A 24,146-nucleotide genomic window follows, 5' to 3' on the forward strand; every position below is an offset into this window, starting at 1 on the left:
TTGGAAACACCGCGGCGAGCGCCGAGCACTGTCGTCGGTTGCCCATTGGTACGTACGACGAAGATTCAGCGAAAGAGGCCGGCGGGCGACGATCCGTTCCGTCCTGCGTCGCCTCCCCGCCCCCATGCACGCCCGCCTTCCCCTCTCGGATTACGCCCCGGCTCCACATGCCTGCCCCTTCCGCCCCCCCCGCCCAGACGCTCCCGCTCGCGGAGGCCCTTCGGCCGCGCATCTCGGGCACGATCCACACCGACGAGATGACGCGGGCCCTCTACGCGACGGACGCGAGCATGTATGCGATGTCGCCCGTCGCCGTCCTCGTCCCCGAGACGAAAGCGGACGTGCAGACGGCCCTGACGGTCGCACACGAGCAGGGCGTGCCCGTTCTGCCCCGCGGGGGCGGGTCTTCGCTCGCCGGGCAGGGCGTCAACGAGGCCCTGGTGGTCGACTTTACGAACCACCTCAACCGCATCCGCGAGATTGATCCAGAGGCCCGGACGGCCCGCGTGGAGCCCGGCGTGACGCTCGCCGAGCTCAACCGCGCCGCCGCCGAGCACGGCCTCATGGTGGGCCCCGACCCCGCGAGCGCCAACCGCGCCACCCTGGGCGGCATGCTGGCGAACAACTCGACCGGCACCCACTCCATCGCGTACGGCAACTTCATCCACCACGTCCGCGAGGCCGAGGTCCTGCTGGCCGACGGCACCGCCACCACCGTCGGCCCCACCGACCCGGCTACCTGGCAGGACAAGATGCGAGACGACGGGCTGGAGGGCGCCATCTACCGCGGCCTGAAGGCGCTGCTGGCCGACGGCGGACGCGAGACGATCCGGGAGGACACCCCGAGCCACTGGCGTCGCAACAACGGCTACCGCCTGGAGGCGCTGTTGGACGAGGCGCCCAACCTTGCCAAGCTGCTCTGCGGCAGCGAGGGCACCCTGGCCGTCACCACCGAGTTGACCTGCGACCTCGTGGAGAAGCCCGCCACCACCGGCCTCGGCGTGGTTCACTTCGAGTCGCGTGACGACGCGCTGCGGGCCGTAACGACCGTCCTCGACACCGACCCGTCGGCCGTGGAGCTGTTCGACGGCGTCGCCATCGAGCGCACCCTGCAGACGCCCGGCTACGCCGAGCGCCTCACGTTTCTGGAGGGCACGCCCGGCTCGGTGCTCATTACCGAGTACGCCGGCGACACGGACGCCGAGGTCGACGCGGCCCTCGACGCCCTCGAACAGACAATGGCGGAGGCGAGCCGCGGCTACGCCACCGTGCGCGTGACCGAGCCGGACGCCATCAAAAACGTCTGGTCCATCCGCAAAGAAGGACTGGGCCTGCTCATGGGCGTAGAGGGCGACTACAAGCCGTGGGCCTTCATCGAGGACGCCTCGGTGCCCGTCGAGAACCTGGCCGACTACATCGACGAGCTCTCCACGTTCGTCGACGCCACCGACACGCGGGCCGCCTATTACGCCCACGCCTCCGCCGGATGCCTCCACGTGCGCCCCTTCGTCAACACCAAGGACGAGACGGAGGTCGAGAAGATGACGGACATCGCGAAGGAGTCGCTCGACCTCGTCACGAAATACGGGGGCGTCGTCTCCTCCGAGCACGGCGACGGCATTGCGCGGGGCTGGGCCAACCCCCACATCCTCGGCGAGGACCTGTACGAGCTCTGCCGGGAGACGAAGGCGCTCTTCGACCCGGAGGGCATTCTCAATCCCGGCAAGGTCGTCGACGCGCCGCCGATGGACGAGAATCTGCGGATGGGCCCGACGTACGAGACCGCGCCGTTCCGCACCGAGCTCGACTTTTCCGAGGACGGCGGCTTCACCGGGGCCATCGAGAAGTGCAACGGCAACGGCGCGTGCCGCAAGCTCCGGGCCGGCACCATGTGCCCCAGCTTTATGGCCACGCGGGAGGAGCCGGACTCCACCCGGGGGCGGGCCAACGCGCTCCGGAGCGCCCTGGCCGGGGACCTCTCGGAGGACGCCATGACGGGCGACGACATGCACGAGGTGATGGACCTCTGCGTCCAGTGCAAGGCCTGCAAGACGGAGTGCCCGTCGAACGTCGACATGGCCAAGATCAAGACCGAGTGGCTCCACCACTATTGGGACGACAACGGGGTGCCGCTCCGGACTCGCCTGTTCGCCCGCCAGCCCGACGCGGCCCGGTGGATTAGCGGCACGCCTCTCGCGTCGCTCGTCAACTGGGCGAGCGGCCAGTCCGCCCTCCGGCAGGTGGGGGAAGCGCTCCTGGGCGTCAGTGCGGAGCGGCCCCTTCCGCCGTTCGCCCGCGAAACGTTCCGCCAGTGGTTCCAAAACCAGCAGCCCCCTGTCGGCGGGGACGGGGCGAGGGGGCCGCGCGTCGTCCTCTTCCCGGACGCGTTCAACGCCTACCACACGCCGGCCCCGCTCCGGGCGGCCACCCGCGTCCTGCAAGCCACCGGGCACCGGGTTGAGCTACCCCCGGCGGCCGTCGGGAGCGCGCGCACGCTCCTGTCGAAGGGGCTCGTTCCACAGGCCAAGCGCCGTGCGCGCCGGACAGTCGATGCGCTGCACGCCTACGCCGAAGCGGGGGTGCCCGTGGTGGGACTGGAGCCCAGTTCCATCCTCACCCTCCGGGACGAGTTTCTGGACCTGCTCCCCAACGATGCACGCGCCGAGGCCGTCGCGGACGCCGCCTATACCTTTGCGGAGTACCTGGCCGAGCGGGCCGAGGACGGGGCCCTCGACACGGCATCGTGGCGGGGCAGCGGCGATGTGCTGCTGCACGGACACTGCCACCAGAAGGCCTTGATCGGCACGGCGGCGACCGAGCAGGCCCTGTCCCGGGCCGGGTACGACGTGACTGCCGTCGACGCCGGGTGCTGCGGCATGGCGGGGGCCTTCGGCTACGAGGCCGAGCACGTGGGCGTCTCAAAGCAGATGGCCGAGCTCCGGCTCGCCCCGGCCGTCCGCCAAACCGATGCGGACACCCAGGTGGCCGCCCCCGGCTTCTCGTGCCGCTCCCAGATCAAGGACGTCACGTCCCGCACGGCCCAGCATCCCGCCGGGCTGCTCTGGAACGCGATCGAACACGACCGCTCTCCAGAGGCCGCCCGTTCGTCCCGGCCCGCCCGCTAGCGCACCGCAGCGGGCGGGTCGGATTTCCGGCGTCCGGTCGGCACTGCTAGTTCTGCTGGATCGTCGGCGCGGCCGTCTTGTGGTAGGCCGCCAGGTCCTGCGAGGACGGCCACAGCGACATGGCCTCCTGGAAAATCGGATCGGCCCGGTTCAGGATGGGCCGCGCCACCCCGCGCCCGTAGATTAGGCGCGCCAGGTACCCCTTCACCCGGGTGGCCACGAACGCCTGCTCGTCCTGGGCCGTCTGCGCCGCGTAAACGCGCTCCGCGGTGTCGACCGAGTCCGGATTTTCCGTGATCTGGACGCCGTTCTTCTCCGCAAACGACCAGAAGGAGTCCATCATGTTCTCCGACGGCTCGAAGGAGGACTGGAACTCCTCGGGGCGGTCCTGCCACGTCTCGCGGAGGTCGGTCTCGTTCTCCGTAAACCACTTGCGGGCAAAGGCATAGTCGAGCCCGCTCTGCACGAGGTGGGTCAACGCCGCGGTGTCCGGCTGTACCACGTAGTCCGGAAGGATGCCCCCGCCGCCGAATACCGTCCGGCCGTGATCGGTCTGGTAGGCAAGCGAGTCCGAAATGCTCTCGCGGTACTCGTTGAGGTGATAGGTCGCCTGGTTGATCGTGGAGAATTTCTCCTCGTAGTAATCCTCCCGCTCGCCCCGCTCGTAGGGCGACTGGATGAGGCGGCCCGCCGGCGTGTAGTAGCGGCCCACGGTCATCTGCAGCACGCTCTTGTCGCCGAGGTCGAACTGCTTCTGAATCAGCCCCTTGCCGAACGTGCGCCGGCCTACAAGGAAGGCCCGGTCGTGGTCCTGTAGCGCCCCACTCAGGATTTCGCTCGCCGACGCCGACCCGCGGTTCACGAGGACGATGATGGGCTGGTCCGCGAGCATGCCCCCGGGCCGCGCCGAGATGGTCCGGTTCATCTGCTCGCTCCGGCCCTTCGTCTCTACGATCGTCATCTTCTCCCCGAGCATCTCGTTCGCAATCTGCCAGGAGGAGCGCATCACGCCGCCCGGGTTGCCCCGAAGGTCGAGGACGAGCCGCTCCATGCCCTGGTCGAGCAGCGTCGACGCCGCCTCCCGAAACTCGTCGTGCGTCTTCATGGTGAACCGGGTGATGTTGATGTACCCGGTTCGGTCGTCGACCATGTAGGGCGACCGCACGGACTGCGTCTCGATCTCTTCCCGCGTGAGGGTGAAGTCGAGGCGATCGTCCATCGTGGGACGATAGACCGTGATCTGCACCTCCGTCCCGATCTCGCCCTTCAGGCTGTTCTGAATCTCGTTGGACGAGAGCCCAACGGCGGACGAGTCTTCAATCCCGACGATGCGATCGCCGGCCATCACGCCCATTTCTTCACTGGGCCCCCCAGCGACCGGCGAGATGACACGCGCCGTGTCGTTCGGCACCTCGAAGACGATGCCGATGCCCCCGAAGGAGCCCTGATACTGGTCCTTCACGTCTTCGGCCCGATCGGCGGGGATGTAGGTGGAGTGCGGATCGAGGCTGCTGACCATCCCCTCAATGCCCTCCTCCGCCACGTCGGCCGCGTCCAGCGGGTCCACGTACTCCTTGTTCATGACGACGAGAGCCTGCCGCATCTTGTCGAGCTGCGTGCCCAGATCGTCATCGGTCAGGTACGTGTCGATCTGCACGCCGAGCACCGCCCCGAAGGCGATGAGAAGAACGGCCGGGAGAATGTGGTACTTGCTGAGACGCTTCATAGAATCGGCGGAGAGATCCGTGTCAAACGACAGCGCGCGAACGGTGTGGAGTGCCGAAAGGATCCTTCGACCTCATCCCCCACGAGCGGCCTCTGGGGAGGCCCCTGGTGATGACATCAACCTTTTTCTCATATTTAAGCCAGACGGCTTTGTTGCGGACTTGGCCGTGGTGTTACCGACCAGAGAACGTTTTCCGGGAATCCGCTTATCAAATGATGCTTATTCGTGCGAAAAGTACGACCCATCCTTCCCAAGACCAGGAGCGGGGCCCTGTCCCCCGCAACCAGAATGACGGACGCAAAGGCGGACCAGTACTACTATATTTTCGACAGTCGCACGCACCGTCCGCTCGTGCTGGACCGGGCGACGGGGGAGCACTACGCCTCCGGATCCGACCCGCGAGGGCCGCTCATCGAGCACGTTTCGGCCCGGCGGGGCCCCGAGGTCCTGCGCCGGTTCGCACGCTGGTGTGCCCGGCAGGTGGACCCCAGTGCGGCGTCCGCCCACACCGCCGCCGGTCGGCTCTGGGCCGCCGCCCAGCGCGACGCCCCGGAGGCGTGGCAGCGCGTGCGGCACGAGACCGCCGACGCGGCCCTGCTGGCCATGTCACTCGGCCTGCCCCAGCGCGAGCCCCCGGCCGCCCGGCTTCTCACCCTACAGGCCTGCACGCACCCGGAGGCGCAGCAGGCGGCCCGCGATGCCGCACACATGAGCGAACGGTGGGCCGAGTTCAGCGCCTCTTCCGCCTCGGCGGAGGAGGCAGAAGCAATGCGGGCGCGCCACGTCGATTGGCTTCTCGACCGGGTGTCCACTCCGTAGATTGAGGAACCGCGTCGGTTTCTCCAACCGGGCCGTCCGGACCGGTCGTATGCGTTTTTTTACCATTGGGGCCGGGATGCGGCCCGGCGCACGCGCTCGGCGGGTGGGACCGACGCCCCGCCTCATCCGCCCCCCTCGTCCTCGTCGACCAGGGGCACGAAGCGGAACGAGTGAAATTCCTCCTGCTCGTAGTCGTGGGGGCCCGAACCGGTACGGCGGACGCGCGTCATGGTCTGCCCCTCACGCCCCCCAATCGGAATGACGAGCCGCCCCCCTGGGCCGTCGTCCTCCCCGGACGGCTCACGGAGCTGGTGGAGAAGCGGAGCGGGTATCTCGGGCGCCCCCGCGGTCACCACGATCCCGTCGTAGGGCGCAAAGGCGGGCCACCCCCGCGTTCCATCCCCGTGCCGCGTTCGCACGTCGTAGCCGAGCCCGTCGAGCACGGATCGGGCCCGCCGGAGCAGGTCGTCGTGGCGCTCGATCGAATAGACTCGCGCCCCCATCTCGCACAGCACGGCGGCCTGAAACCCACTGCCCGTGCCCACCTCCAGGATGCGATCGTCCGGCTGCACGCCCAGCAACGCGGTCTGGTACGCCACCGTGAAGGGCTGGGAGATGGTCTGGTTGAGCCCAATCGGGAGGGCCTCGTCGGCGTAGGCCCGATCGCGGAGGGCCGGGTCCACGAAGGCATGCCGGGCCACCGCCCCGACCGCCGACAGGACCCGCTCGTCGTGGATGCCCCGCTCGCGAAGGGTCTCAACAAGTCGTTCGCGTTGGTGGCGGTATTTCCGGTCGTCCGAGGGGGTGGCAGTCATGGCGGCAGCAAGGAAACAGGTCGTAGGAGGGCGGCGCCTTTTCTCTCAGGCCGAGGCGGGTTCTTTCAGGCCGAGGCGGGGACCGTCGCACTTGCCTGGGAGGTGGACTGCCCCGTGAGGGCGCTCGTGAGGTACGTCCGCAGTTCCTCCGGGGTGATGTTGGAGATGAGGGCCCCGTCGCGCGAGACGCTGATGTCGCCGGTCTCCTCCGATACGACCACCACGAACGCGTCGGTCTGCTCGGTGAGGCCCACGGCGGCCCGGTGGCGAAGGCCGAGCTGGGGGCTCAGCTTCATGCTCGTGGAGACGGGCAGAATGCAGCGGGCGGCCTCCACGCGGCGGTTGTTGATGATGACGGCCCCGTCGTGCAGGGGGTTCTGGCCGTAAAAGATCGTGAGCAGCAGGTCGCGCGAGACCTCCGCCTCCAGCAGCTCGCCCGTCTCGACGTAGCTCCGAAGGCCCGTGCTCCGCTGGAAGGCCATGAGGGCCCCGATCTGCTGCTGGCTCATCTCCTCCACCGCCCCCACCGTTTCGTCAATGATCTGACGCTGGTCGGTCGTGCGGACGAAGCGCCGCACGATCGGGTTTTTGCCCAGCAGCAGCAGCAGCCGGCGGATCTCGGGCTGAAAAATGATGATGACCGCCAGCACAAAGACTTGGTTGAAGTAGCTAAAGACGGTCGTCAGCACCGTCATGTCGGCCAGCTCCACCACGAACTGAATCAGGAAGAGCGCCCCGAGGCCAAGGGCAATCTGCACGGCAATCGTCCCGCGCATGAGCCGGTAGAGCTGGTACAGGATGTAGGCGACGACGACAATCTCGATGGCGTCGCCAATCCCGAAGCCGATAATCTCGAAGACCTTCACGGAGGAATTCGGCCGGATGCGAGGGGAGGAACGGAACCGGGAATGCCGGCGGCACGCGCGCTACCGTTGACGGAGGGTGACCCCGAGCACCTTGAGCATCTCGACGGTGGGGGCAATGTCGTGGGTGCGCACGATGGTGGCCCCCCGCGCTACGGCCGCCGCCGTCGCCCCGAGCGACCCGAAGAGCCGCTCGTCCACAGGCGCGGGGTCGTCGGGCGTGCCCAGCGTGGCCCCGATCGTGCTCTTGCGGGAGACGCCCACGAGCACGGGGCAGTTGAGGGTGAGAAGCTCGTCGATCTCGTTGAGCAGGCGGAAGTTTTCGGCGTCGGATTTCCCGAAGCCGAAGCCCGGGTCGATGATCACCTGCTCCACGCCGGCCTGCTCGGCGGTCTCCACCGTCCGGGCCAGTGCGTCGCGCACCTGGGCCGTCACGTCGTCGTACTCGCGGGGCCGCGTGAGGTCGCCGGGCTCGCCCATCGAGTGCATGACCATGAGGGGCGCCTTCCAGTCGGCCGCGGCCGCGGCCATCTCGGGATCGTGCCGCAGGCCGGTGACGTCGTTCACGATGTCCGCCCCCGCGGCGAGGGACGCCCGGGCCACGTCGGGCTTGTAGGTGTCGACCGACACCACCGCTTCGGGGAACCGATCCGTGAGGGCGTCGATGACGGGCACCACCCGGTCGCGCTCGTCTTCTTTCGAGACGGGATCCGCCCCGGGCCGGGTCGACTCGCCCCCTACGTCGATGATGGAGGCCCCCTCACTCAACATCTCGGCGGCCCGCGACAGTGCCTTCTCGACGGTCACGTACTGGCCGCCGTCGGAAAAGGAGTCGGGGGTCACGTTCAGGACCCCCATCACGTGAGCCCCCGCAGCCTCCGGGCTCCCGGGCCGGCAGTCGAGCGTGTAGTCGTCCCCGCCGAGCACGAACCGGTCGGTGGGAAAATCGTCAGGATTCAGCGACGGGGTTGAGCGCGACATGCGGGGCATCGGAGGAGCAGGGGGACGCGTTTCAAGAAGCGGAGAGCCACGAACACTTGTTGGGGCAAGGTATACACAGAGCGCTGTCGGAACGAGATCCATCGTCTATTTTTGTGGAAACTTTCCGGCCGGCCCGTGTATCCTGCGGGGAGTCTCACGAAGCGGCTTTCACGACCTGCTTTTTCGTTGATGGACGACATCGTACGCTCGGCCCTGCAGTGGATGGGTCCCCTTCGGCGGGTCAAGGAGTTCAAGGCTCGCCCCGTCGCCACGCAGCGCTCTTTGCTTCGCCGCCTGCTTCGCCGCGCCGTCGACACCGAGTGGGGACGCCGGTTCGGGTTTTCCGAAATCGCCGAGGCGTCCGATGTCGTACAGGCCTACCAGGAGCGCGTGCCGCTGCACACCCACGCGGACATCGCCGACGACGCGGAGCGGATTCGAAACGGCGCCGCCGACGTGATGTGGCCCGGCACCGTCACCAACTTCGCCGTCTCCAGCGGCACGGTCTCCGACGGCAAGGTGATCCCCATCAGCGACGAGACGATCGACCACAACCGGTCGTTCAGCGTGGGCACCGGCCTAAACTACCTCAAGGAGAGCCTCGACCCGAGCTTCTTCGGCGGCAGCCACCTGACCCTGCCGGGGCGCGTGGAGGAGGATCCCAATTACCCGGGCACGAAGGCGGGGGAGATCAGCGGCATCCTCGCAGAAAATGCCCCTGGGTTCTTCCGGGCCCTCTTTCAGGCCGTCCCCAACGAGGTGACCTTCCTCCCCAGTTGGGAGGAGAAGCTTCAGGCGGTCGCCGAGCGGACGGTCGACAAGGACATCCGCCTCCTCGTGATGGTGCCCACCTGGGCCCTCAACCTGTTCGACCTGCTGATCGACCTGCACAACGAGCGACACGGCGATACGGCCACGACCGTGGGCGAGGTGTGGCCCAACCTGCAGGTGTTCATCTCGGGCGGGGTCGCCCTTCGGTCGTACCGCGACCTGATCGAGGAGAAGATCGGGCACGACATCGACTTCGTGGAGACCTACGGCGCCTCCGAGGGCTTTTTCTCCTTCCAGGACGAGCTCGACGACCCCTCGATGCTGCTACACCTCGACAACGGGGTCTTCTACGAGTTCGTGCCCCTCGACGAGCGCGGCGACGACGCCCCGACCCGCCACACGATCGCCGACGTGGAGCCCGGCGTGCGCTACTCCCTATACGTGACCTCTTGCAGTGGGCTCTGGGCCTACGAGGTGGGCGATGTCCTCCGGTTTACACAGACCTTCCCGCACAAGATTACCGTGGCGGGCCGCACGAGCGACATGATCGACGAGTACGGCGAGGCCATCTACGGAGACGAGGTCCGCACCGCCCTGAAGGCCGCCTGCGAAGCCACCGGGGCGCACGTCTCCGACTACCACGTGGCCCCGCGCCCCGCGACCAACGGCACGCAGCCGGGCCACGAGTGGCTCGTCGAGTTTGAGCGCCCCCCAGATGCCCTGGCGGCCTTCGAACGCGCCCTCGACGAGCACCTGCAGGAGGTAAACCGGCACTACTACATCCGCCGGGAGGGCGACGCCCTCGACGGCCCGGACGTGTCGTCCCTTCCGGAAGGGACGTTTTATCGCTGGCTCCAAGCGACCAACGACGACATCAGCGGCCAGACGAAGGTCCCGCGCATGAGCGACACCCGCGAGGTCGCCGACGGCGTGCTTGCGGCCGCTGAGCGGGATCGGTGAGGGCATTCCTGCAAGGATCCCCCACAAGTGGTCCCGCCGCTGCCCCTGGAACAACCGGTCACGTCGCTCGTGATGGTTTTTCGGAATGCAAATCGGATCCTCCGCAGACTCGGTGCCGGTTGAGTTTCGGCGTACTTTAATCCCGGTTGGAAGCGCACGCCGCCCCGACTGCCCCCCGATCGTTCCCGGGGACGTGCCGTTCTCACCATCACTGCCACCGCTCATCACCCACAACCCGACAGGACCATATGCAAGTTTCTCGCGAACAACGGATGCTGGACCAGTACCTCCAGGAGATCGGGAAAATCGATCTGCTTGAGCCGGAGGAGGAGGTCGAGCTGGCACGACGCATCGAAGATGGTGACGAAGAGGCCCTTCACAAGCTCTGTCGCGCCAACCTGAGATTCGTCGTCTCGGTCGCGAAGAAGTATCAGGGACAGGGCCTGTCGCTGGCCGACCTCATCAACGAGGGCAACTACGGCCTCATCAAGGCCGCCAAGCGGTTCGACGAGACCCGCGGCTTCAAGTTTATCTCCTACGCCGTCTGGTGGATTCGGCAGGCCATCCTGCAGGCCCTCGCCGAGCAGAGCCGCGTGGTGCGTCTGCCGCTCAACCGCATCGGCACCATCTCGAAGATCCGGAAGGCCAGTGCCCGCCTGCAGCAGGACCTCGACCGCAAGCCCAACATCGAGGAGCTGGCCGAGGAGCTTGAGATCGACGTCCAGAAGGTGCGGGAGGCGATGAAGCACACCAGCCGCCACCTGTCGATGGACGCGCCCTTCAACGAGGAGGACGACAACAGCCTCCTCGACGTGCTGCCGGACGAGGACAACGACTCCCCGGACGAGGAGATGCTCTCCGAGTCGGTCAAGATTGACATCGAGCGTGCCCTCAGCGCCCTGCACGACCGGGAGGCGGAGATCACGCGCCTGTACTTCGGCATCGGGCGCGAGCACCCGCTCACCCTCGAGGAGATCGGTAAGCGCTTCGACCTCACGCGAGAGCGTGTCCGTCAGATCAAGGAGAAGGCCCTCCGGAAGCTTCGCCAGCGACACAGCAAACAAGACCTCCAGCCCCATACTGATTAACGCTAATACGGCTCCTCCTCCCGATTCATCCTTGCGATGAACGGTCCGGGCGCGTCCCGACTCCTGTCGGGGTGCGCCCGTTTTCGTTGGGGGCCGTTGTCACGACCTGTTGGCGCCGACCGAGTTTTCCTCCGTACACTCATGTCGATTCCATTTTTCTCAGCCCGTTGCGTCCTCCGGGCGACGGCCCGAAACCGGGTGGTCGTGGGCTACGCGGTCGACCCGGCCCGGGTGGCGCCCTTTCTTCCGGACGGCCTCTCTCCCGTTCGGGACGACGGGACGACCCCCATCAGCCTCGTGGGGGTCGAGCTGACGAACCTGCGGGTCCTTGGCGTCGGGGGGCCCGGGGGGCAGCGGGTGCCGGTGGTAGAGCTTCGAGTGCACGTCCGGCCGGACGGGGCCCCGTCCGGCCCGGCGGGCACCTGGACGGCGCAGGCCTACGTGCCGCGGCGTCTCGTGGCCTGGGGCGCTCGGTTGCTCTATGGGGAGCGGGTAGCGACAACGTCCATGCAGCCCATCCGGCGGGAGCCGGTCGACCAGGTGGAGGTGACGTACCGCTTCGACTGGAAGGGACGCGAGCAACGGGTGCGGGCACGGGGCGAGCAGCCTCCTGTGATGCCGGCTCCCGGCGCCCGGGCCCATGCCCTCCTCCGCCCCCGCTGGCGATACAGCACCGCACGGGACGGCACGCTACTGCGGACCCGCGTCGAGCGCCCGGCCGTCCCCATCTGCCGCGTGCAGGAGCACCACGTGACCGTGCAGTGGTCGGCCGCCTACGGGGACATCGGAGCCCTCCTCCAGGACCAGTCTCCCTCTCATGTCCTTCTCGCCCCCCGGACGCCCGTGACCGTGCACGGGCCGGCCCGGACGTAGCGACCGGCCTCCGTGGTTGCATTTTGCCCCCTCTGTTAATACACTCTTTATCCGAAGGAAGAAAATTCCATCCACGCGCGTTCACCCTTCCGGACCACTTTCGAGGAACTGCTCGTCTCCGATCACAGCTGAATGGGCTGGAAGCCCTTTTCGCGACGTCTGTCCTTCGTACTGGGTGGGTGACTGCCCTTCTGATCGCCGCTGGCCTCGTCTCTCCCCGCTTCCACTCATGCTTCTCCCTCCTCGCTTCCGTGCCCTCTGCCTGACTCTCGCCATGTTTATGGGTGCCGGACTGTGGGCCCCGTCGCTCGTGCAGGCGCAGGGGTTCGGGGTCTACGAGCAGGGCTCGTGCGCGATGGCCCGGGCGGGCGCCGCCGTCGCGGACGGCTGCGGGGACGGGTCGTCGATTTATTTCAACCCCGCTCACGTCGCAGGCACCGACGGGTTCACCGCATCGTTCGGGACGACCGTGATCGACGTCGGGGGGAACTTTACCTACGATCCCGGCGCTCAGACGTCGGCGACGGTCGATGAGGTAGACTTGGACAATGACCCTCTTCCGGTCCCGCATGCTTATCTCACCTACGGGCTGACGGAGAAAATCGGGCTCGGGCTCGGGACATACGTGCCGTACGGTTTGGAAACCCGATGGCCTACGCGGCTGTCGGACGAGACCGTCTTTGACGGAGCGTTTGAGGGATTCGACAATCAGCTCCAGGCCATCTACGTGCAGCCTACAGTGTCGTACCAGGTGACGCCGAATCTGAGTATCGGCGCCGGGCCGGTGGCCGTGATTTCGTCCGTAGAGTTGAATCAGCTTCAAGACCTCTCACCACGGACCGTCCGGAATCCACAAACCGGAGAACCAGTTCCTGACCCCGCGAATCCGGATGAGAACTTGCAATTTTCTCAGCTCGGGATTCCCTTCCACACGGCCTTCGCTCGGTCAAAGCTGGATGCAAACAACGAGTTCGGGTTGGGGGCCAACATTGGCGTGTCCTACCAGGCCTCCGACCGAGTGACACTTGGCGTGCGTTACACGACGCCCATTATCGTAGAGTACGAGGGTGAGGCGACATTTGAGCAGGAAGAGACGGGGCTTATCTTTCCTGCTACCAGCCCGCTTGCCCAAGATCTGGACGACGATGATGCACCAGACCCTACACCAGCAGACGGGCTTTTGGCCTCACAGTTCTCTGGAGACGGCGTACTGACGAGCCAGTCCGTCAAGACCGAGATCACCTTCCCGATGCAACTCGTCGCCGGCGTCAGCGTCCAGGCAACCGAAAAGCTCATGCTGCTGGCCGACTACCAGTTCACGGGCTGGTCAAGCTTCGACAAGCTTCCGCTCGAATTCGGGCAGTTGGAAGACCGCACTCGCCCCGAAGATTACGAGGACACGCATGGCGTCCGGGTTGGCGCGGAGTACGACCTCCTCGCCCCCCTCACCGTCCGAGCCGGCTATCTGTTCAACACCGCCGCCGCCCCCGACAAGTCAGTAACCCCCTTGCTTCCGGAATCTGAGCGCAATCAGTTTACCGTCGGATTTGGCTGGCGCGTCACCGACGCGGTGGCGTTCAACGTATCCTACCAGCGGCTTCAGCAGAACGACCGCCGGGGCCGCGTTCGCGGGGCCCTTCCGGACGAGGACCTCTCGACCGACCTCAATCAAGGCCTCTTTAGCTTCAACGCGAATCTCATTGGCGCGACCTTTACACTGCATCTCTAGTTCTCATGGCTTTTCGCCGCTTTCTCGCCGGGGCGTTGCTCCTCGTTCTGCCGCTGTTGTCGGGATGTGACGACGAGACACTCACGGCCCCGCAGACCCAAAACGACCTGTTTTCGAGCTACGTCTCCATCGGCAACAGCATTACTGCCGGCTTCCAGTCGGGGGGCATCAGCACCCAGACCCAATTGGAGTCGTACGCGGAGCTGCTCTCCAAACAGATGGGGACATCTTTCGGCATCCCCGAATTGGCGACACCCGGCTGTCCCCCCCCGTTCGTGAGTTTCTTCAACGAGGACGGGGTTCCAGCTCCCCAACGTCCTGTAGAAACCACTCAGGTAACGTGTGGCTTCCGCAATCCTGCATCTCCCCTCACGCTGAACAACGTTGCCGTACCGGATGCGCAGACGCTCGATGTCTTGAGCAACCAGACGAGCTCGACGAACGCCCTCACACAGTTTATTCTGGGCGGTCGAACACAAATCGAAGCAGCCCTCGACGCCGACCCTACATTCGCCACAGTTTGGATTGGAAATAACGACGTGCTCGACCCCGCCCTTCAGGGCACGGCCAACGTCACGCCGCCGAACACTTTCAGAAGCCAATACACAAACGTCCTCGATTCGCTCACCTCAAGCCCAAATTTTCAAGGCGGCGTCCTGGTCGGCGTGGCAAACGTGGCCTTTACCCCGTTCTTCTCGCCGGGCCCCGTGTACTTTGGCCTCGACCAGCAGGGTCAGTTCCCTCAAAACTTCAACGTGGCCTCCAACTGCGACACGCAGGATCCTAATACAAACCTCACTCCCCTCGTGCCGTTGGAATACGGATTCTCCCTGATTGGACAGGCAATCCAAAATCCTGGACAGACCGTCACGCTCGACTGCCAAGCCGCGAACACGCCGGTGCTAGCGCTCACGGAGGTGTCGACCCTGGCGGGGACGGTGCAGCAGTATAATGCGTTTATTCAGCAGCAGGCGCAGCAGCGTGGCCTGGCCTACCTCAACCCAAACGGCGTCCTTTCGGCCCTCTATAGGAATGATGACGGCGACCAGGACCCGAGGAACGACCTAATACCGAAGTTTCCGGATCGCGACTCCGAGCAGCCGTTCGGACGATTCTTTAGTCTCGACGGGGTGCACCCGAGTTCGGCCACGCACCGAGTCATTACGAATCGCCTTATCGACACCATCAACGATCAGTACGGCACCTCGCTGCAGAAGATCGAGGCACCGGAGGTCCCTGCCCCTTAAGGGCAGATCAACGGCTCGTGTCCGTAGCCGCCGCATCTGTCGTCGAAGTGTCAGCCCCCATCGTGTCGGGCTCCGCCGGCAGGATCGTGTCGACGTCCGGCTGCGGGGTCACGGTCGTGTCGGACGACGGCACGGTGGCCGGCGCCGACGTGGTGTCCGTCGCGCTCGTATCGGCGGCCTCAATTACGATGGATCCGTTCTGGGTGCGCAGCTCGACGGTCGGCCCGCCGTCCCCCGTCTGGGCGTCGTAGCGCGCCCCGGCATTGATGGGAGCAAACTGCTCGTTGGTGAAGGAGAGCCCTCGGGTCCGAATCGTGCCCGCGTCCGTCTGGGCGTCAATCTGAACCGTCTCGTCCGGCGGGAGGCGGAGCCGCAGGTCTCCGTTCGCCGTCTCGATGCGGTGCGTGCCCCCCGTCGGCAGAGACTGAAAGCCGACCGCCACGTCCCCGTTCTTGATCCGCACCTCCGCGGCCCCCGCGGCCCCCTGCACGGTCACGTCACCGTGCGCGTGAGAAACGGTCAGCGCCCCCTCCACGCCCGCCACGTGGACCGGTCCGCTGAGCCGATCAACGCGGAGGGCCGTCCGGCGCGGCACCCGGCCCCGCACGTCAACGGCGGCGTAGTCCTCCTGGTCGGCCGCCAGGGTATAGGCGTACTCGGCGTCGGTGCCACTCTCCGTAATCGAGATGCCCTCCACGACCGACTGCCCGGCCTCACGGGTGTCCCCACGGCCGCGGCGCACGAACGAGAGGTCCGCGGTCGTCTGCTCCGCCCCCGTCAGCCGGACCGAGCCGCGCAGTCCCTCCACGACCAGGGGCCGGTCGCTGGGGGCCACGGCCCGGGCCACCGTGTCGACCACCTCCACGGGGCCAAGCCGCAGCACCCCGTCCTCCGACCGTGCGACCTCCGACTCTTGACCGCGCTGGCACCCCCCTCCGAGCACCGCGAGTCCGAGCATCCCGAATATGGCGAGTGCCGTCGACGACCATCGCATGGTACGTATCTATCACTTGAAAGACTGAGCGCGAAGAGGACCCGTGGACCTAGTGAAGCTCGATGTTTTGGATGAACCGACGGGCGGCAAAGTAGGACCCGAGCCACCCGAGCAGAACGCCGCTCCCCACGAGGCCACCGAAGAACAGGAGCTCCGTGTAGAGCGACAGGGGGGTCTGATCGATCTGCTGAAAAAACAGCCGGTAGAGCCCCCACACCACGCCCCCCGCAATCGCTCCTCCGGCGAACCCCTGTACGATCCCCTCGACGAGGAAGGGCCGCCGCACGAAGCGGTCCGTGGCCCCCACCAGCTTCATCGTTCGAATGAGGAGCCGCCGGGCGTAGATGGTGAGCCGGATCGTGTTGGCCACGAGGAAGACGGCCGCGAGCACGACAATGCCCCCCAGTGACAGCCCGATGGCGTTGATGAGTTGCCGGTTCTGTGCGACCCGCGTGAGCAGGTCCCGGTTTAGGACGACCTCCTCCGTCCCTCGCCACCCGTCGATGACGTCCGCGGCGCGGGCCATGCTGTCCGGATGGGCGTGGCTCGGGGCCATCTCGATCTTGATCGAGGCGGGCAGAAACGTCGGGTCCTCGAAGGCGGAGGCCCCCTCCCCAAACTCCTCCCGAAAAATCCTGGCGGCCTCCTCGTGGGAGATGAACTCGGTCTGCGCGACCCCCGGCATCGTCTGAACCCGAGCGTGGAGGGCCTCCTGAACGTCGTCGGTCGCGTCCTGCTCGATAAAGACCTCCATCTGGCTGGCCTGCTCGCGCAACATCTCCGACACGACCGAGGCCTCGTACCCCACAATGCCGAACACGCCCACCAGCACTAGGGCGACGGCAATGGCGCTCGTGGAAGCGACGGCCGAGAACGTGGCGCGTCGGAGGTTGGCAAAGCCTTCCCGGATGAAGTACGGCAGCACGGCAGGAGGGGTCGAGTGTGAAGGAATATGGCCGTAGCGGTAACCTACGAAGACCGGGTCGGAAAGGACAAGCGGAGGCGCACAGGACAATCGCGGGCACGAAACCCGCCGTGCCCCGCTTAACCTGGAGCTCTTCTGACAATTGTGGGCGCCTCCTCACCCGGCCGGATGAGTCCGGGCGATGCAAAGACCGACGGTCATGCCCTTGCGGAGCTGACTGGCACAGCCAATCGGGGTGGAGACGACAAACGAGGGCGCTGTTTTGCGCCCTCCGCCTCGGGAGGCAGCAATACGAGAATCAGTCGGGACGAACGGGCAGTTGATGCGGTGGGCCTGCGGGGGCCAGAAACGCGTCTGGGGCCCGGGCCGCGCTCCGGAGCGCCCCGCCCTGGCCGCTTCCGTTTGCCGCCGGACGGGCACCTACCGATCGGCCCCCTCGGGATACGTCGCCCCGCGGGGGTAGGAGCCGAGCACCTGAAGCTCCATCGTGATTTCCCGGAGGTGGTCCAGCGCCCGGGCCACCGCCTCGTCCTCCAGGTCGCCGTGCACGTCGAGATAAAATCGGTAGCGGCCCGGCTGCCCCACCAGGGGCCGGCTTTCGATCTTGGCCAGGTCCAGCTCGCGGAGCGCGAACACGGCGAGGCTCTTGAAGAGGGCCCCCGGCACATTGTCCTGCAGGACGAACGTGATGGACGTCTTCGGCTCGCCGGCGCCCACCGGGGGCGCGTCCGTGTCCGCCGGGGCAAGCACGAGAAAGCGGGTAAAGTTCTGTTCGTTGTCCTGGAGCCCCTCGGCGAGGACCTCAAGGCCGTAGCGCTCGGCGGCCCGTCGGGAGGCCACCGCCGCCGTTGTCGGGGCGCCGGTCTCCGCCACAACCCGGGCCGCCCCGGCCGTGTCCGGCGTGGCCTCCGGCGTCGCGCCCGGAACGTGGGCCCGGAGCCAGTCCCGACACTGCCCGAGCGCCTGCTGGTGGGACCGTACGACCTCCAGCCCGTCAATCGTCGCCCCCTCCGGCGCCATGAGACAGTGGTGAATGCGCAGCTGGAGCTCCCCGATGATCGTCACCGCGTGTGTGCGAAGATGATCGTAGTTGACGCGGACGCTGCCGAACACCGCGTTTTCGATGGGCACCACCGCACGGCCCACCGCGTCCTCCTCGACGGCCTCGAAGACATCCTCGAACGTAGCGGACGGATGCACCTCGGCGGCATCGAAGACGCACCGGACGGCTTCCTCGCTGAAGGCACCGGGCTCTCCCTGAAAGGCAACGTGAGGGGCCATCGTCGTGTGTAGACCGCTGCAGGCAAAGACGTGAGACCGGAAAGAAATGAATCAGCAGTCCCACGCCCGCAATGGCCCTGCGTTCCGTTCCGCACCGGAAAAAGGAAACGCCTGACCGGACCGGTGGCCCGACCAGGCGTCACGATGCGCTTACAGGTCTCGTCCGGCGGCGCGAGCAGTTTCGTCACTGCCCCCCGCCAGACGCCCTCCAACGGGAGCAAACAGAAGGCGTCGGAGACGTACGGCTACTGGATCTCAATCTGACGGCGCGTGCTCTTCTCCGTCTTCGGGACATTGATGGTCAGCACGCCTTCGTCGTAGGTGGCCTCTACGCGGTCCGGATCCACCGCGTCCGGCAGGGTGAACGTGCGGTGGAAGGTGCCAAAGGCGCGCTCCACGCGCACGTACTCTTCGCCGTCCTTCTGCCGCTCACTGGAACGCTCGCCGCTCACAGTCAGCGTGTTGTTCTGGAGGTTGATAGCAATGTCGTCCTTCGTCATCCCGGGCACGTCCAGGCGAATCCGGAACGCGTCGTCCGTCTCCGACAGGTCCGTCCGGGGGGCCCAGACGGTCGACGTGTCGTCGTCGCCTCCTCGGCCGAAGAACCGGTCGAAGATGCTGTCCACCTCACGCTGGAGGTCGCGAACCGTGCGGTTCGGGGTGCGGCGTGTGAGCTGCGTCATGGTTGATCACCTCTGTACAGGTTGTTCGAGAGTCTCACGAACGTGTCAACCAGGGCGTCACACAACGCCCCGTCGTTTGTCGATGCACCCACATTCGGCATCAAGACGTGTACCAGCCGGTGTCCTCCCTGTCGCCGACCGAAATTTCGGCAAGCCGCCCCCTGCCGTCGTGACAGCGACCTGTAGATGTGACGGTCCCGCAACGCGTGTGCTCCCCTACCGTGGCGTCACGTCAATCACGACGGGGAGGTGATCGGACGCCGTCGGCGTGTCGTCCGCCCGGAGCCCGTGGGCCGAACGCACGTCGGCCGGCAGCGCCGGGGTGTGCAGCACAAACTCGTGGACGACCTCCAGTACGCTGTCGGTGACGAACGCGTAGTCGAGCCGCCCCGGCGGAAACGAGCTGCCGGGCGCGATCCAGGTGGTGTGCAGGGGCGACGCCACCTGGCGCGGCCTGGTGTCCAGCAGGGGCGATCCGTCCCAGTCCGGCGCCGCTGGCGGTCCGTACCGGTCGGTGTGTACGATTTCCCCGGTCCGCAGCGTCCGCGGCTGCTGGGCGTCCCCGACAAAGTTCATGTCCCCGAGCACCACGATCGGGGTCTTCGGCGGAACGTCGAACGGCCCGTCCCCCTGTTTCACCTCTCGAAGAAAGGCCACCACGCCGTCCACCACCCGCTGCCGCTGCGCGTTGCGGGAGGGCTCGCCGTCATCGGGGCCGTAGTTGCAGCAGGGCGGGTGCATGTTCACCACCAGGAGGTCCGTCCCCAGCGCATCGTCCGCGTCGAGCAGGAAGGCGCCACTCACGTTGTTCTCGTACCCTGGAATGGTGTGGGTGTCGAGGATGGGGTATCGGCTGCCGAGGACGAGATCCTGCCCCTGCTTGGCCCAGTCCCACTCGTCCGGCAGCCCGAGCGCCTCGTCGGCGACCGCCGCCACCTGGTCAGCGGTCTGGTCGTAGACCTCCTGAAACGCAATGACGCCCGGATTGGTGGCGTCGAAGATGCGCCGGAAGCTCGGCTGGCGGGTTTCGAAAAAGATTGCACTCTGTTCGCGGTCAAAGTCGTTGACCGAGTTGTACGAGAGCATCCGCAGGGCCGAGGCGGTCGGCGCGTCGAGGGACGGCGCGTCGAGGGGCGGGTCGGCGTCCGAAAGAACGTACCCGAGCCCACCGTCGGCGTCCGGCAGCCGGTCCCCGTCGGTCGACAGGCCCACCCGGAGGCTGTCTCCCTCAAACAGGGACCCGTCGTCGGTAGGGGCCGCCGACCGGTCGAAGGCCACTTCGAACGTCTCGGACGTCACCGTGGGCAGGGACGTGAACCCGAGGGCCGCGTGCGTCACCTCTTCCGCGTCCCCGTTACGAACCACTCGGCCGGACCGCTCGCCAAACGTCCAGGCCAGCTCCGCCCCCAGTCCCAGTGCCTGCTGCCCCGTCCCGGGATTGTCGTCCGTATCGAGGTAGAGCGTCAGGTCGTTGCCTTCCTGGAGATTAACGGCCTCGCCGAGCTCGAGCCGGAGGAAGAGGTATTCGTCATCGTGGGCGATCCACACGCGTTCGAGGTCGACGCCCTCCCCGTCGTTGGGCGCGTCGGTGTGACGGACCGGGAGCTCCGCCCAATCGCCCCGTTCGCCATCCACGTAGATGCGCGCCGGGTGCGAGGCGTACCCGTCCACCGGCGCGGCCGTCGGGGACGCGTCCCCCGACGACGCGTCGTCACGCTCGTCGGCGGTGTCCGCCAGTCCCCCACACCCTCCGGCGACGAAAAGAAACAACAGCGCAACAGAGAGCAGGAGACGCCGAGACATGGACAACGAGGGCGTTTGGGATGAACCACGCGGGAGACAGAGGCGCTATATTGCGTGTCCTGAGGGATGTTCGGGAAACGGGGAGCACGCAGAACCGCGGCCGCCCCAATCGTCGTGCTTTTCATATCCGTCGTCACGAAACGAATGCAGACCCTCTGGCTCGCCCGCCACGCCAACCGTCAGGACTTCGCGGACCCGAACTGGGCGGCGACAGCCGACTGGCCCGACGACCCCGGCCTCTCTCCCGACGGCGTCGAGCAGGCCCGGCAACTGGGCCGCCGCGTCGATGCCCTCGACGTCGACCGGATCGTCGCGTCTCCGTACCTCCGCACCGTCCAGACGGCCCACCACGTCGCCACGACGACCGGCCACGGCGTCCTCCTGGAGCCGGGATTGGGGGAATGGCTCAACGACGACTGGTTCGACGACGTCCCGAACACACGCGCCCCCACGGCGCTTGCCGACCGGTTCGGGTCGGTGCTGCCGTCGTCGGCGCCGCCCTGCCGGGAGCCCGCCTACCCAGAGTCAAGGCACCGGGCCCTCGCCCGCCTCGGGGCTACCGGCACGTGCCTCGCCGACCGGTACGCCGACGAGACGCTGCTCCTCGTGGGCCACGGCATCACGGTGCAGGGCGTTCTGCACGGCCTCGTGGGCAGCGACGTGCCCGACCCCGGGTGCCCGCTCGCCAGCCTCACGAAAGTTGCGCGGCGGGACGGAGACTGGACCGTTTCCCTCCGGAACGACACGAGCCACCTCGAAAACGGCACCCGCGCTCCCGACCGACTCGCCTGACTCGGGAAGGGGGCAGCCTCCGTCCCCACATGCCCCCGAAGCACGAGGCACCCAGCTTTTCAGGAGCCACCGGACCCGGCAATGCGCGTCCAGAGATCCAGCGTCGGCCGGTCGGGGGTCGGGGCCGAAGGCTGCTGCCTCTGCTGACCCCGGCGTCCCCGCCGCCGCCCCCGCGGGGACCGACGCCGCCCTCCGCGCCCCGTCACCGACGGGATGCCCCGCGAGGACGGGGTCACGAGATCGGTATCCTCCGGGTCAGGGGTCTGGAGCCCGATCGCGACGGTATTGTCCAGTTCTCCACGCAGGCCGTGCTCCCAGCGGTCGCCGGTCGTTGCCGACCGGGACGGGGACACGGGCACGGCCATTTCGTAAATGAGCGATCCGGTGTCGAGCGTGGCCTGTGCCTTCAGGGCCGAGGACAGCCCTGCGGGCATCCGGTAGCGGACCGTGTCGTTCCGGATGACCGCGAGGTCCGACGGAAACAGATCGTCGAGGGTCGCCGCCCCTCGCGGCGCGTCGGCCCGGGACGCCCCGCCCCCCTGACCCGCTCCGGCCTGCTGAGCCCGGCGCCCGAGCGGGTACCGGACCCCGTAGGTGTGCCGCTCTTCGCCGGCCGGGTCGATCCACACGATGAGCCCGTTCTCGGCCACGGACCGGATGAGGTCGCGGTCCGGAATCACGACGGCCAGATACAGCAGACTGTCGGTCGGCGCGGCGCTCATGGACACGGAGCGGCCGTCCACCCGGGCGAGCGCCCCGCCCCACTCCGAAAGCGCCCCGTCAATGGCCGGGGCCTGAGACAGCGAGTGCGACTGCAACGTGGGCGGGCTGCTGCAGCCTCCCCCGAAGACACCGGCGAGGACCATCAGGAGGAGGCCAAACCAGACTCTAGACATAGGCGAGTTCGTTCGATGAGAGAGATGTGGGGGCCGTTCCGGCGCCAAGTCGCTTGCCGCCCGGGCGCAAAAGGTATCTACACCGGTCGCGAATTGCCAACCGGGGTGGGCGCTCGAAGCCAGCCGATGGAGCTTTCTTGCGAAGGGCTCTTCCGAACAGACGCCTGCGGGGGAAGTGCCTCCCTCCGTCGATCCGTCGCCGTACGGGAAGAGTGCACGGCGACGAACGGCCCCCACTCCGCCTACGAAAAACAGCTCATCACGCAACTGGAAGAGACGGCGGGCAGACGTTGCATTGTCTGCCCCCCGACATCATCCCCAACTAAAACAATATTTTGCCGGTATCATACGTACCAGTCAGTTACGACTTGTAACAGATAGAGGCGCGGTATCGTCCTGTCGATGGTATGACCTGAACAAGGGAATTTTCCCTCATTTCCCTCGGTACAGAGTTCCCATGTCGCTATGCTCTATTCTCGGACCTTGAGTTGGGCGGTCATTCTCCTCCTGGCGGTTCCGTGTGCTTCCGCCCAACCCGCGACTGATTCTTCACCATCCGCCCCGTCTCCAGATGCGGCCCTTGATAGCACCGACTCCGGTATGCCGGCTTCCGAGGAAACCCCGTGGGGCCGCACCGAGTCGTACGTGGGCGATCACGCAGGGGACTATGTCGGCACGACGGAGGGCTGGACGAGCCCGTTTGGGCAAGCGTCTGCCGTGTACCGCGCGCCGCCGCCGCTCCGCTACAATCGCGTCGAGGGACTGGTGCTCGGCCTCCGGCGCAGCCCGCTCTCGCTCCGCGACCCGGACGACACGGCGCGCATTTACGGCCAACTCGGCTACGCCTTTGCGCTGGGGGACCTGCGGTACACGATTGGGGTCGAATCGAAACTGATTTGCGACGAGGAGACGGGACTAAAGCTCGGGGCCTCCTACGAGAAGCAGACCCGGACCCCTGACCGGTGGAAGACGTCGTACGCGGAGAATTCGCTCGGCGGCATCGGGCTCGGGTACGACTTCTTCGACTACTACGAGGGCGAGGGGCTCTCCGTCTACGCGGTTCAGGCCCTCCCGGCCACGTTCCGGTTGACCGCGGGCTTTCGGGCCGAAGAGCACCGTCCACTCTCACAAAACACCGGCTGGTCCCTCTTTGACGCGGCCCCATTCCGCCCAAACCCCGCGGCCGACGCGGGGCGCCTGCAGGCCGGGCTGATCGGCCTGGTGGGCGGACGGATCCGAGACCGCGACGGCCTTCCCACGGGCATGGCCTTCCGGGCAGCGGCGACAATCGGGACGGCCTTCGGCGGCGACTTCCAGGCCAATCGCTACGAGGTGGACGGACGGGCCTTTCTCTCGCTGTCGGCCGACACGCGCCTCGGGCTGCGCCTCCGCGGCGGATACGCGACCGGCAACGCCCCGCCCCAGCAGCAGTTCACGCTTGGCGGCATCGGATCCATTCGGAGCTACGACCAGAACGCGCTCCGCGGCACGCGCATGCTGCTGGGCAACGTCGAGTACATCGTCGACGGCGCCACGCTGGACGACGATTTCCTTGACGACCTCTTCCTCGTGGGGCTGTTCGACGCCGGGTGGGTGGGGCAGCCGGGCACACGGCTCCGCACAGAAGACGTGCTGCCGTCCGCCGGGGTCGGAATCGGGCTGGACGAGCGGGACGTGCGCCTGGACGTATCCTGGCCGCTCCGGTCCGTGCCCGCAACGGGCTCTGGCCCGTCGATTTGGCTCCGCATCACCCCGAACTTCTAGGGCGAGCCGCC

At 66.9% G+C, this 24,146-nt stretch carries 19 protein-coding genes; 9 read left to right on the forward strand and 10 right to left on the reverse strand.

Features of this window, described 5'->3' with window-relative positions; all coding sequences use genetic code 11:
* The first annotated feature begins 167 nt into the window (after positions 1–167).
* The gene (locus tag SRU_RS10250) at positions 168–3,125 is read left to right on the forward strand and encodes an FAD-binding and (Fe-S)-binding domain-containing protein (RefSeq protein WP_164923601.1); all 2,958 of its coding nucleotides are present in this window, start codon (positions 168–170) and stop codon (positions 3,123–3,125) included.
* 46 nt (positions 3,126–3,171) lie between these two features.
* On the opposite strand, the gene SRU_RS10255 is transcribed toward SRU_RS10250, so the two are convergent.
* Positions 3,172–4,851 (reverse strand): S41 family peptidase, encoded by a 1,680-nt coding sequence (locus tag SRU_RS10255; protein ID WP_164923602.1) that lies wholly within the window; start codon positions 4,849–4,851, stop codon positions 3,172–3,174.
* Between the two features lie 288 nt (positions 4,852–5,139).
* On the opposite strand from SRU_RS10255, the gene SRU_RS10260 reads away from it, so the two are divergent.
* Entirely contained in the window at positions 5,140–5,670 is a 531-nt protein-coding gene (locus tag SRU_RS10260) for a hypothetical protein (protein ID WP_011404679.1), read from the forward strand.
* A 122-nt stretch (positions 5,671–5,792) separates the two neighbouring features.
* Here SRU_RS10260 and SRU_RS10265 read toward each other — a convergent pair whose 3' ends face one another.
* The 3 genes from SRU_RS10265 to folP all read right to left on the reverse strand — a co-directional run bounded on the left by SRU_RS10265 (position 5,793) and on the right by folP (position 8,329).
* On the reverse strand, positions 5,793–6,485 hold the full coding sequence (locus SRU_RS10265) for a protein-L-isoaspartate(D-aspartate) O-methyltransferase (protein WP_011404680.1): 693 nt from the start codon (positions 6,483–6,485) through the stop codon (positions 5,793–5,795).
* A 65-nt stretch (positions 6,486–6,550) separates the two neighbouring features.
* Positions 6,551–7,351 carry a diadenylate cyclase CdaA gene (gene cdaA, locus SRU_RS10270; protein ID WP_011404681.1) on the reverse strand — a complete coding sequence of 267 codons (801 nt, stop codon included), beginning with the start codon at positions 7,349–7,351 and terminating at the stop codon, positions 6,551–6,553.
* Between the two features lie 60 nt (positions 7,352–7,411).
* Entirely contained in the window at positions 7,412–8,329 is a 918-nt protein-coding gene (folP, locus tag SRU_RS10275) for a dihydropteroate synthase (protein WP_148278431.1), read from the reverse strand.
* Between the two features lie 189 nt (positions 8,330–8,518).
* On the opposite strand from folP, the gene SRU_RS10280 reads away from it, so the two are divergent.
* The 5 genes from SRU_RS10280 to SRU_RS10300 all read left to right on the forward strand — a co-directional run bounded on the left by SRU_RS10280 (position 8,519) and on the right by SRU_RS10300 (position 14,997).
* The gene (locus tag SRU_RS10280; protein WP_011404683.1) at positions 8,519–10,060 is read left to right on the forward strand and encodes a GH3 auxin-responsive promoter family protein; all 1,542 of its coding nucleotides are present in this window, start codon (positions 8,519–8,521) and stop codon (positions 10,058–10,060) included.
* A gap of 248 nt (positions 10,061–10,308) precedes the next feature.
* Complete coding sequence (locus tag SRU_RS10285; protein ID WP_013062346.1) at positions 10,309–11,148, forward strand: sigma-70 family RNA polymerase sigma factor; 840 nt, start codon at positions 10,309–10,311, stop codon at positions 11,146–11,148.
* A 141-nt stretch (positions 11,149–11,289) separates the two neighbouring features.
* On the forward strand, positions 11,290–12,021 hold the full coding sequence (locus SRU_RS10290; protein ID WP_237701707.1) for a DUF2071 domain-containing protein: 732 nt from the start codon (positions 11,290–11,292) through the stop codon (positions 12,019–12,021).
* Positions 12,022–12,301: 280 nt separating this feature from the next.
* Positions 12,302–13,750 (forward strand): OmpP1/FadL family transporter, encoded by a 1,449-nt coding sequence (locus SRU_RS10295; protein WP_237701708.1) that lies wholly within the window; start codon positions 12,302–12,304, stop codon positions 13,748–13,750.
* Positions 13,751–13,755: 5 nt separating this feature from the next.
* Entirely contained in the window at positions 13,756–14,997 is a 1,242-nt protein-coding gene (locus SRU_RS10300) for an SGNH/GDSL hydrolase family protein (protein ID WP_011404687.1), read from the forward strand.
* Positions 14,998–15,004: 7 nt separating this feature from the next.
* Here the strand turns inward: SRU_RS10300 and SRU_RS10305 are convergent, their stop codons facing one another.
* The 5 genes from SRU_RS10305 to SRU_RS10325 all read right to left on the reverse strand — a co-directional run bounded on the left by SRU_RS10305 (position 15,005) and on the right by SRU_RS10325 (position 20,683).
* Positions 15,005–15,991 (reverse strand): DUF4097 family beta strand repeat-containing protein, encoded by a 987-nt coding sequence (locus SRU_RS10305; protein ID WP_011404688.1) that lies wholly within the window; start codon positions 15,989–15,991, stop codon positions 15,005–15,007.
* 49 nt (positions 15,992–16,040) lie between these two features.
* Entirely contained in the window at positions 16,041–16,916 is an 876-nt protein-coding gene (locus SRU_RS10310) for a cell division protein FtsX (protein WP_118826915.1), read from the reverse strand.
* A gap of 420 nt (positions 16,917–17,336) precedes the next feature.
* On the reverse strand, positions 17,337–18,197 hold the full coding sequence (gene pheA / locus SRU_RS10315) for a prephenate dehydratase (RefSeq protein WP_011404690.1): 861 nt from the start codon (positions 18,195–18,197) through the stop codon (positions 17,337–17,339).
* A gap of 245 nt (positions 18,198–18,442) precedes the next feature.
* The gene (locus SRU_RS10320; protein ID WP_011404691.1) at positions 18,443–18,880 is read right to left on the reverse strand and encodes an Hsp20/alpha crystallin family protein; all 438 of its coding nucleotides are present in this window, start codon (positions 18,878–18,880) and stop codon (positions 18,443–18,445) included.
* A 216-nt stretch (positions 18,881–19,096) separates the two neighbouring features.
* On the reverse strand, positions 19,097–20,683 hold the full coding sequence (locus SRU_RS10325; RefSeq protein ID WP_164923605.1) for an endonuclease/exonuclease/phosphatase family protein: 1,587 nt from the start codon (positions 20,681–20,683) through the stop codon (positions 19,097–19,099).
* Positions 20,684–20,827: 144 nt separating this feature from the next.
* On the opposite strand from SRU_RS10325, the gene SRU_RS10330 reads away from it, so the two are divergent.
* A complete protein-coding gene (locus tag SRU_RS10330; RefSeq protein ID WP_162892297.1) occupies positions 20,828–21,475 on the forward strand; it encodes a histidine phosphatase family protein in 648 nt (215 codons plus the stop codon).
* 59 nt (positions 21,476–21,534) lie between these two features.
* On the opposite strand, the gene SRU_RS10335 is transcribed toward SRU_RS10330, so the two are convergent.
* Positions 21,535–22,371 carry a hypothetical protein gene (locus SRU_RS10335; RefSeq protein ID WP_237701709.1) on the reverse strand — a complete coding sequence of 279 codons (837 nt, stop codon included), beginning with the start codon at positions 22,369–22,371 and terminating at the stop codon, positions 21,535–21,537.
* Between the two features lie 600 nt (positions 22,372–22,971).
* On the opposite strand from SRU_RS10335, the gene SRU_RS10340 reads away from it, so the two are divergent.
* The gene (locus tag SRU_RS10340; protein ID WP_237701710.1) at positions 22,972–24,135 is read left to right on the forward strand and encodes a BamA/TamA family outer membrane protein; all 1,164 of its coding nucleotides are present in this window, start codon (positions 22,972–22,974) and stop codon (positions 24,133–24,135) included.
* Positions 24,136–24,146: the final 11 nt, after the last annotated feature.

The organism is Salinibacter ruber DSM 13855, from assembly GCF_000013045.1.
GTDB classification, from domain to species: domain Bacteria; phylum Bacteroidota; class Rhodothermia; order Rhodothermales; family Salinibacteraceae; genus Salinibacter; species Salinibacter ruber.

What these genes read in the sequence shown, in the direction of transcription:
- SRU_RS10250 (WP_164923601.1), top strand. Translation starts at nt 168, where the DNA reads ATGCCTGCCCCTTCCGCCCCCCCCGCCCAGACGCTCCCGCTCGCGGAG.
- SRU_RS10255 (WP_164923602.1), bottom strand. Translation starts at nt 4,851, where the DNA reads ATGAAGCGTCTCAGCAAGTACCACATTCTCCCGGCCGTTCTTCTCATC.
- SRU_RS10260 (WP_011404679.1), top strand. Translation starts at nt 5,140, where the DNA reads ATGACGGACGCAAAGGCGGACCAGTACTACTATATTTTCGACAGTCGC.
- SRU_RS10265 (WP_011404680.1), bottom strand. Translation starts at nt 6,485, where the DNA reads ATGACTGCCACCCCCTCGGACGACCGGAAATACCGCCACCAACGCGAA.
- folP (WP_148278431.1), bottom strand. Translation starts at nt 8,329, where the DNA reads ATGTCGCGCTCAACCCCGTCGCTGAATCCTGACGATTTTCCCACCGAC.
- SRU_RS10280 (WP_011404683.1), top strand. Translation starts at nt 8,519, where the DNA reads ATGGACGACATCGTACGCTCGGCCCTGCAGTGGATGGGTCCCCTTCGG.
- SRU_RS10285 (WP_013062346.1), top strand. Translation starts at nt 10,309, where the DNA reads ATGCAAGTTTCTCGCGAACAACGGATGCTGGACCAGTACCTCCAGGAG.
- SRU_RS10290 (WP_237701707.1), top strand. Translation starts at nt 11,290, where the DNA reads ATGTCGATTCCATTTTTCTCAGCCCGTTGCGTCCTCCGGGCGACGGCC.
- SRU_RS10295 (WP_237701708.1), top strand. Translation starts at nt 12,302, where the DNA reads ATGGGTGCCGGACTGTGGGCCCCGTCGCTCGTGCAGGCGCAGGGGTTC.
- SRU_RS10300 (WP_011404687.1), top strand. Translation starts at nt 13,756, where the DNA reads ATGGCTTTTCGCCGCTTTCTCGCCGGGGCGTTGCTCCTCGTTCTGCCG.
- SRU_RS10305 (WP_011404688.1), bottom strand. Translation starts at nt 15,991, where the DNA reads ATGCGATGGTCGTCGACGGCACTCGCCATATTCGGGATGCTCGGACTC.
- pheA (WP_011404690.1), bottom strand. Translation starts at nt 18,197, where the DNA reads ATGGCCCCTCACGTTGCCTTTCAGGGAGAGCCCGGTGCCTTCAGCGAG.
- SRU_RS10320 (WP_011404691.1), bottom strand. Translation starts at nt 18,880, where the DNA reads ATGACGCAGCTCACACGCCGCACCCCGAACCGCACGGTTCGCGACCTC.
- SRU_RS10325 (WP_164923605.1), bottom strand. Translation starts at nt 20,683, where the DNA reads ATGTCTCGGCGTCTCCTGCTCTCTGTTGCGCTGTTGTTTCTTTTCGTC.
- SRU_RS10330 (WP_162892297.1), top strand. Translation starts at nt 20,828, where the DNA reads ATGCAGACCCTCTGGCTCGCCCGCCACGCCAACCGTCAGGACTTCGCG.
- SRU_RS10335 (WP_237701709.1), bottom strand. Translation starts at nt 22,371, where the DNA reads ATGTCTAGAGTCTGGTTTGGCCTCCTCCTGATGGTCCTCGCCGGTGTC.
- SRU_RS10340 (WP_237701710.1), top strand. Translation starts at nt 22,972, where the DNA reads ATGCCGGCTTCCGAGGAAACCCCGTGGGGCCGCACCGAGTCGTACGTG.